This window comes from Erythrobacter sp. WG, from assembly GCF_026586795.1.
In the GTDB taxonomy this organism is placed as follows: domain Bacteria; phylum Pseudomonadota; class Alphaproteobacteria; order Sphingomonadales; family Sphingomonadaceae; genus Erythrobacter.
Genome location: NZ_JAPFGY010000051.1, coordinates 1 through 8545 on the forward strand (window position 1 = coordinate 1; position 8545 = coordinate 8545).

The 8545-nt window shown below is 67.9% G+C and carries 5 protein-coding genes; all 5 read left to right on the forward strand.

The genetic code is table 11. The features are described from left to right. Positions 1–213 precede the first annotated feature (213 nt). The 5 genes from OPU67_RS16165 (at position 214) to uvrA (ending at position 8292) form a co-directional block, all read left to right on the forward strand. Positions 214–1077 (forward strand): ABC transporter substrate-binding protein, encoded by an 864-nt coding sequence (locus OPU67_RS16165; RefSeq protein ID WP_267621480.1) that lies wholly within the window; start codon positions 214–216, stop codon positions 1075–1077. Beyond that, positions 1074–2075: a FecCD family ABC transporter permease gene (locus OPU67_RS16170; RefSeq protein WP_267621482.1), complete on the forward strand. Its 1002-nt coding sequence runs from the start codon at positions 1074–1076 to the stop codon at positions 2073–2075. The genes OPU67_RS16165 and OPU67_RS16170 overlap by 4 nt, the downstream gene beginning before the upstream one ends. Further along, positions 2072–2845 carry an ABC transporter ATP-binding protein gene (locus tag OPU67_RS16175; protein WP_267621484.1) on the forward strand — a complete coding sequence of 258 codons (774 nt, stop codon included), beginning with the start codon at positions 2072–2074 and terminating at the stop codon, positions 2843–2845. The genes OPU67_RS16170 and OPU67_RS16175 overlap by 4 nt, the downstream gene beginning before the upstream one ends. A 219-nt stretch (positions 2846–3064) precedes the next feature. Beyond that, positions 3065–5248 carry a hypothetical protein gene (locus OPU67_RS16180; protein ID WP_267621487.1) on the forward strand — a complete coding sequence of 728 codons (2184 nt, stop codon included), beginning with the start codon at positions 3065–3067 and terminating at the stop codon, positions 5246–5248. 137 nt (positions 5249–5385) lie between these two features. Further along, positions 5386–8292, forward strand: a complete 2907-nt coding sequence (gene uvrA, locus OPU67_RS16185) for an excinuclease ABC subunit UvrA (protein WP_267621489.1) — start codon at positions 5386–5388, stop codon at positions 8290–8292. Positions 8293–8545 lie beyond the last annotated feature (253 nt).

Consider the following 8545-nt stretch of genomic DNA (forward strand, 5'->3'; position numbering starts at 1 on the left):
CGCCGCCCCCGTGCCGGGCGAGGCGCGCCGCGTGCGGGGGGCTGGTGAGCGAAAGGGGTGCGGGGGCGGGCCATGATCCGCGTTGGGCCTTACGCGCGAGGCGCGAGCGCGGCGAGGGCGGCGGGGCACCGCGTCCCATCGGGGGACAGGCCGCACGCGCGTCTTAACCCGTTGCGCCGTTTCGAGCGCCGCCCTATCGCCCGGGCACGGGACATGGCGCGCATTCGCATCACAACAGCGCGGACAAGGCGGGGCGGCGCGGCGCTGCTGGGCGCTGCGTGCCTGCTGTCCGGCTGCGCCCCGGCCGCGGTCGCCCCCGAGCGGCCCCGCGATGCGGCGCACCCGACGATCGTCAGCCTCAACCCCTGCCTCGATGCGATCCTCGTCGAGATCGCACCCCCTACGCAGGTCCTCGCCTTGTCGCATTACTCGCGCGATCCCTCCTCGAGTTCGCTCGCGCCGGGGGTGGCGGCGCGCTACGGCGTCACCGGGGGCACTGCCGAGGAAGTGATCGCCGCGCGGCCCGATCTCGTGCTCGCCTCGATCTACATTCCCCAGCCGACCAGATCCGCGCTCGAGCGCGCAGGCCTCAGGGTCGCGACCTTCGGGAGCCCGACCACAATCGCCGAAAGCCTCGCGCAGGTCGGCGAGGTCGCGGCGCTCGCCGGGCGCCGGGCCGAGGGGGCGGCGCTCGCCCGCCGTATCGCCGCGCCCGCCGCTCTGCCGCCCGGCGCGCCGATCGACACACTGCTGTGGCAGCCGGGCGAGATCGTTGCGGGCGAGAACACCCTGATCGCCGAGCTGCTGCGCAAGGAGGGCTTCGCCAGCCACGCCGCGCGCCGCGGCCTCGGACAGGCGGATGCGGTGCGGCTCGAGACCGTGCTCGCCGATCCGCCGCGCCTGCTGCTGGTCGCGGGCGATGCGGCGGGACAGCGCCACCCGGTGCTGGCGAGGGCCTCGGCGCGGATGCAGGTTGCCGCCTTCGATCCCTCGCTGATCTATTGCGGCGGGCCGACGATCCCGCGCGCCCGCGCCCGGCTGCGCGCGATACGCGCCGCGGTGGAAGGGCAGGGATGACCCGCGCGAGCCTCGTCTTTGCGCTACTGCTGGCGCTGCTCCTGCCGCTCTCGCTGCTGGCGGGCAAGGTGTGGATCGCGCCCTGGGCCGCCGACGCCCCCGCCAACACCGCGCTGATCCTCGCCGAGCTGCGCCTGCCGCGGGCGGTGCTGGCGATCGTGATCGGCGCGGGGCTGGGTGCGGCCGGGGCGGCGATGCAGGGTTATCTCAGGAACCCGCTCGCCGATCCCGGCCTGTTCGGCATCGCCCCGATGGCGGCGCTGGGCGCGGTGGCGAGCTTCTGGCTCGCGCCCGTCCTGCCGCCGACCGTCGCCGCGTGGAGCCTTCCCGCGATGGCGCTCGCCGGGGCTGCGCTCGGGATGGGCGCGCTCGCGCTGATCGCCGGGCGGACCGCAAGCGACGCGGCTGGCGGGGCGGGGGGCGGCATCGCGCTCTTCACCCTTGCGGGCCTCATGCTCGCCAGCCTCGCCGGGGCGCTGACCGCGCTCGCCATCACGCTGGCGCCGAATCCCTTCGCCCTCTCCGAGATCGTGATGTGGCTCAACGGGGCGCTCACCGACCGCTCTTGGCGCGAGGCGATGATCGCCGCGCCGCTCACCGCCGCCGGGATCGCCGTGCTGGCGCTCGCCGCGCGCAGCCTCGACGCGCTGACATTGGGCGAGGAGGCGGCGCGCTCGCTGGGGCTGGATCCGGGGCGGCTGTTGATCCTGTTGGTGGCGGGCGTGGGCCTTACCGTCGGCGCGGGGGTGGCGGTCGCCGGGATCATCGGTTTCGTCGGTCTCGTCGTCCCCCACCTGGTGCGTCCGCTGACCGACCGCCTGCCCTCGAGCCTGATCGGCCCAAGCGCGCTCGCCGGGGCGTGCCTCGTGCTGGCGGCGGACAGCCTCGTGCGGGTGCTGCCCTTCGTCACCGAATTGCGGCTCGGCATCGCGCTCTCGCTGATCGGCGCGCCGTTCTTCGGCTGGCTGCTGCTCAGGATGCGGCGGGGGCGTCTATGACGCTCGCGGCGCAGGACCTGACCCTTGTGCGGGGCGGCGTGCGGGTGCTGGAGGGTGTCTGCGCCACTCTCGTGCCCGGCACCGTCACGGCCATCGTCGGCCCCAACGGGGCGGGCAAGTCCTCGCTGCTGCTCGGCCTTGCGGGCTTGCTGCCGACTGCCGCAGGGGCAGTGAGCCTCGAGGGCGCAAGCCTCGCCGCGCTCGGCCCGCGCGCCCGGGCGCAGGCGATCGGCTACCTGCCGCAGAGCCCCGACATCGCCTGGGACGTGGCGGTGGAGAACCTCGTGGCCCTCGGCCGCTTGCCTTGGCGCGACCGGGGCACCGCCGCCGTCGACGCCGCGCTCGCCGCGCTCGATTGCGATCATCTGCGCGGGCGTCCGGTCAGCCGCCTGTCCGGCGGCGAGCGGGCGCGGGTGCTGCTCGCCCGGGTGCTCGCCGGCGAACCCCGCTGGATCCTCGCCGACGAGCCGCTCGCCGCGCTCGATCTGGCGCACCAGATCGCCCTCGTCGCGCATCTTCGGGCCTGCGCGGCGGCCGGACAGGGCGTGGTGGTGGTGCTCCACGATCTCGCCACGGCGATGAACCACGCCGACCGGGTGCTGGTGCTGAAGGAGGGCCGCCTGATCGCCGACGCCGCACCGGAGGCGGCGCTCGCACCCCATGTCATCGCGCGCGGCTGGGGCGTTGCAGTTCGCTGGCTCGGCGAAGCGGGTGCGCGGGCGCTGGTGGCAACAACCGGGCCGGACCGTCCTTCTGAGGTATTGGGGTAGCCCCGCAAGGCACGATCCGGCCCTGATCGGATCTCGACGTGGCGACCAGGTTGCGACCCTGAAAGGCCCCGGCCGGAGAACCGAAAAGTTGACCCGCCATGGGCGAAACGGCATCTTCTGGCGACTTCAGATTTTCTGTAGCCCCGTGAAAAGAGGCGGATTTCGGCCCTTTTTCGCTGAAAAATTGCAGCAAGTCCGGCGCCATGTACTATGCCGCGCATGGGGTTTCGCTGGAATTGTCTCGAATCGCTCACCGGCATCGGCATCGGCGTTGCCTCGATCGGGGCGGCGACCTTTCTGCCCGGGGCCGAGATCGGCGTCGCCAGCGCCGCCACCGGCGCGGTGATCGGCGGGGCGGGTCTGCTCGCGCGGATCAAGGAGAACGGGCGCAAGGCTGGGCTCGAGGATGAGACCCTGATCACCCGGATGCAGGCGAGGCTGCTGCGCGATCTGGAGCACTGGGACCAGCGCGCGGAACGCGAGGCCGCGCAGCGGGCCGATGCGGCGATGACGCGGTTTCTGCCGCAGGTCATGCTCAGCCGGCAAGAGCTCGCCGCGACCGCGCTCGAATGCCGCGGGGCCGAGGACCGCTACCCCGCCATCGCCGCGCAGCGCGTGGTCGACGAGCTCGCCCGCCACGACGATCTGTTCCGCGCGGCGCCTGCGGGCCTGCCCGAGAGCTTCGAGCGGCAATTCGCCCGCGAGGCCGTCACCGCGGCGCTGCTCGCCGCCAAGGAAGACCCGCAATACGCCGCGCTGATGACGCTCGACGTGACGATCGAACTGGGCGCGGCGATCCGCGAGACGATCGATGCGGTGCAATCGCTCCGCGACAAGGTCGAACGCGGTTTTGCTGCCTTGCAGGACCGCGCGCAGAGCGACGATGCCAAGCTTGCCCGCCTTTCGGAAAAAGCGATGCGGGGCGCCATCGCCCGCTTCATCGCCTTTAGCCCGAGGGCCGGGACTGACGAGATCGTCGAGGCGGTCGAGCAATTCGCAGAGGATTACGACGCGCTGCTGGGCCGCGTGCGCGAACTCGACGCCCACGACAACCGCGTTCGAGGCCTGCAACGGGCCGCCGAGGAGGCGCTGGCCGAGGGCGATCTCGATGAGGCGCGCAGGCTCCTGCGCGAGGCTAGCGATGTTCGGGTCGATGCAGCGACAGCGGCGGTGCGCGAGGCCGCCGAGACGCTGTCGCGGCTGGCGGAGACGGACTTGCTGGCGCTCGATTGGGAGAGTGCGGCAGCGAACTGGGAGCGGGCGGCGGCGATGTTGGCGCCATTTGATGGTTTCGAGCAGGCCCGACTCCTGGCGAATGCAGGTGCGGCGCTTGCAGCATTCAGTCGAACCAGGGGTGGCCTTGCTCTTGATCGCGCGCTCGAAATTTATCGCTTGGCGGTTAGCCTTGCAGAACGAGATAAAGATAAGACGATATGGGCTAAAGTTCAGAACGATCTAGGGATCTCTCTTCAGGTGAAGGCGGCGCGGATTGGTGGCGCGCAAGGGAATGAGCTTCTTGATGAAGCTGTCAGGGTTCATCGCCTCGCTCTCACCGTGTTGACGCGCGAAACGTACCCGATCGATTGGGCCCTGATAGTAACGTGCTTGGGCGAAGCGCTAAAGAAGAAGGGTGAGTGGATCGGTAGTGCCGCTGGAATTCAGCTCTTAGAAGAGGCTGCTGAGGCGCACAGATTGGCATTGCAGGTTCGCACGCAAAGGGCGATGCCAATCGAATGGGCTGCTACGCAGCACAATTTAGGGCTTGTTCTTGCATCACACGGCGAGCTTCTGGGGGCGGAAGTAGGGCATTCGCACCTTCAAGAAGCAGTGCAGGCTTTTCGCTCTGCTCTTCTCGTTCGCACACGCGAAGCCTTCCCAACCAGCTGGGCCATGACGTTGAACAACCTTGCGAACGCTTTGGTGACCATGGGCGAATTCACGGGTGGCGAGGAGGGCGAGCGGCTGATCTGCGAAGCTATTAAGGCGTACTCGTCGTCCCTTGAAGTTCAAACGCGCGACTCGATGCCTCTCCAATGGGCAATGGTACAGAATAATCTTGGCTCTGCATTCGAAGCTCGAGCCAGCAGATATGACGGTGCAGTGGGGCGTGATTTCTTGAATCAAGCGATAGCTCACTATCGCCTATCTCTGTTAGTTCGAAAATCAGCTCATTATCCTCTCGCCTGGGCAAGAACACTTGAGAATATTGCGTCGGTTCACTACCGGATGGCCCGCATAGAAAAGCAGAACCCGTGCAAGCATTATTTCGAGGCAAGAGAATGCCTCCGTTTGGCACTCGGCATTTTTTCACGAGATCATATGCCTTTCAATTTCGAAAAGGCTAGTCGCCTGTTCGAAACGATTGAGACCGCCATCGCCGAGCACTGCCCCGCCACCCCCTGACTTGCGCCCACCCGCCGGGCACCAATCCCCGCCTCACCCGTTGCACTTCCGCGCCTTCTCACCATCTGGGGACGACCGGCGCGCTCCTCTCCAAGCGGCCTTGACCCACGCGAACATTTCCGGAACACGTCACGCCCATGAGCCTCACCACCATTTCCGTGCGCGGTGCGCGCGAACACAACCTCAAGGGCATCGACATCGATCTGCCGCGCGATGCGCTGATCGTGGTCACCGGGCTTTCGGGGAGCGGCAAGTCTTCGCTGGCCTTCGACACCATCTATGCCGAGGGCCAGCGGCGCTATGTCGAGAGCCTCTCGGCCTATGCGCGCCAGTTCCTCGAGATGATGCAGAAGCCCGATGTCGAGCATATCGACGGGCTCTCGCCGGCGATCAGCATCGAGCAGAAGACCACCAGCCGCAACCCGCGCTCGACCGTGGCGACGGTGACCGAGATTTACGACTATATGCGCCTCCTGTGGGCGCGGGTCGGCACGCCTTACTCGCCTGCCACGGGCGAGCCGATTTCTGCGCAGACTGTCAGCCAGATGGTCGACCGGGTCATGGCGCTGCCCGAAGGCACGCGCGCCTACCTGCTCGCCCCCGTGGTGCGCGGGCGCAAGGGCGAATACCGCAAGGAAATCGCCGAATGGCAGCGGCAGGGCTTCACCCGCGTGCGGATCGACGGGGAGATCTATCCGATCGAGGAGGCCCCCGCGCTCGACAAGAAGTTCAAGCACGACATCGAGGTGGTGGTCGACCGGATCGCGGTGCGCGAGGGGATCGAGACGCGGCTGGCGGATTCCTTCGAGCAGGCTTTGAAGCTGGCCGAGGGGCTCGCCTATGTCGATCTCGCCGACGGCGTGGTGCCGGGGCGCGAGGACGAGGGCAAGGGCGGCGCAATGAAGGGCGCTGGCCTGCCGCCCAACCGCATCGTCTTCTCCGAAAAATTCGCCTGCCCGGTGAGCGGCTTCACCATCGAGGAAATCGAGCCGCGCCTCTTCTCTTTCAACGCCCCGCAAGGCGCGTGCCCGGCGTGCGACGGGATCGGCGAGAAGATGCTGTTCGACCCGCAGCTGGTGGTGCCCAACGAGGCGCTGACCCTGAAACAGGGCGCGGTGGTGCCCTGGGCCAAGTCCAACCCGCCGTCGCCCTATTACATGCAGGTGCTCGCCAGCCTCGCCAAGGCCTACGGCTTCGACCTGACGACGCCGTGGAAGGACCTCGCGCCCGAGCAGAAGCTCATCATCCTCCACGGCACGGGCGGAATGCCGGTGCCGCTGACCTTCAAGGACGGGCGGCGCGAATACACCGTCCACAAGCCCTTCGAGGGCGTGATCGGCAACCTCAACCGCCGCATGATGCAGACCGAGAGCGCGTGGATGCGCGAGGAGCTGGAGAAGTACCAGACCGCGCAGCCCTGCGAAGTGTGCGGCGGCAAGCGGCTCAACGAGAAGGCGCTCTCGGTGAAGATCCCCAGCGCCGCGGGGCCGACCGATATCGCCACGCCCGTGCAGATGAGCGTGGCGGACGCGAAAGCATGGTTCCTCGACCTCGACCAGTACCTGACCTCGCAGCAGTCGCAGATCGCCAAGGCCATCCTCAAGGAGATCAACGAGCGCCTCGGCTTCCTCGACAATGTCGGCCTCGACTACCTCAACCTCGACCGCACCTCCGGCACCCTCTCCGGCGGCGAGAGCCAGCGCATCCGCCTCGCCTCGCAGATCGGCTCGGGCCTCTCGGGCGTGCTCTACGTCCTCGACGAGCCCAGCATCGGCCTCCACCAGCGCGACAACGACCGGCTGCTCGAAACATTGAAGCGCCTGCGCGATCTCGGCAACACCGTGATCGTCGTCGAGCATGACGAGGACGCCATCCGCGCCGCCGACCATATCGTCGACCTCGGCCCCGGCGCGGGCGTGCATGGGGGCGAGGTGGTGGCGCAGGGCACCCTCAAGCAGATCCTCAAGGCCAAGGGCTCGCTCACCGCCGACTACCTCACCGGCAAGCGCAAGATCGACGTGCCGGCCAAGCGCCGCAAGGGCAACGGGCACCACATTGTGGTCAAGAACGCCCGCGCCAACAACCTCAAGGGCGTCACCGCCAAGATCCCCCTCGGCACCTTCACCTGCATCACCGGGGTGAGCGGCTCGGGCAAATCCTCCCTCACCATCGACACGCTGCAAGCCGGAGCCTCCCGCGTCCTCAACGGCGCGCGCGTCATCGCCGGGGCGCATGACGAAATCACGGGCTTGCACCACTGCGACAAGGTCATCGAGATCGACCAGTCCCCCATCGGCCGCACCCCGCGCTCCAACCCCGCCACCTACACCGGCGCCTTCACCCAGATCCGCGACTGGTTCGCCGGCCTCCCCGAATCCCAGGCCCGCGGCTACAAGCCCGGCCGCTTCTCCTTCAACGTCAAGGGCGGCCGCTGCGAGAAGTGCCAGGGCGACGGCCTCATCAAGATCGAGATGCACTTCCTCCCCGACGTCTACGTCACCTGCGAGGAATGCCACGGCAAGCGCTACAACCGCGAGACGCTGGAGGTGAAGTTCAAGGGCCACTCGATCGCCGACGTGCTCGACATGACGATCGAGGACGCCGAGGAATTCTTCAAGGCCGTCCCCCCCATTCGCGAAAAAATGCGAATGTTGAATGAGGTAGGGTTGGGCTACGTGAAAGTCGGACAGCAGGCGACGACTTTATCGGGCGGCGAGGCCCAGCGGGTGAAGCTGGCGAAGGAACTTGCCCGCCGCTCGACCGGGCAGACGCTCTACATCCTCGACGAGCCGACCACGGGCCTCCATTTCGAGGACGTGCGCAAACTGCTCGAAGTGCTGCACCGGCTGGTGGACGGCGGCAATTCGGTGGTGGTGATCGAGCACAACCTCGACGTGATCAAGACCGCCGACTGGATCATCGACCTCGGCCCCGAGGGCGGGGTGCGCGGCGGGGAGATTGTGGCCGAGGGCACCCCGGAGCAGGTGGTGAAGGAGCCGCGGAGCTTCACGGGGCAGTATCTGGCGCCGTTGTTGGCAAAGTAATCCAAGCCCCCCTCCCGCCTGCCCCCGGATCATGTCCGGGCGGGTATCCGGGTTGGGGGTGGGCACGAGGCAATCGCTGATCCTCCCCTTCAGGGGAGGGGGACCACCGAAGGTGGTGGAGGGGCGGACGAGGATGTCTAATACCAAGACTCGCTGATCACGACCCATGCGCCCACTGCCGCATGCCGATGGACATGATGCGCCACGGCTGATTGACGAGGTTGTTCCAGGCGAAGCAGCAGTGGTCGACGAT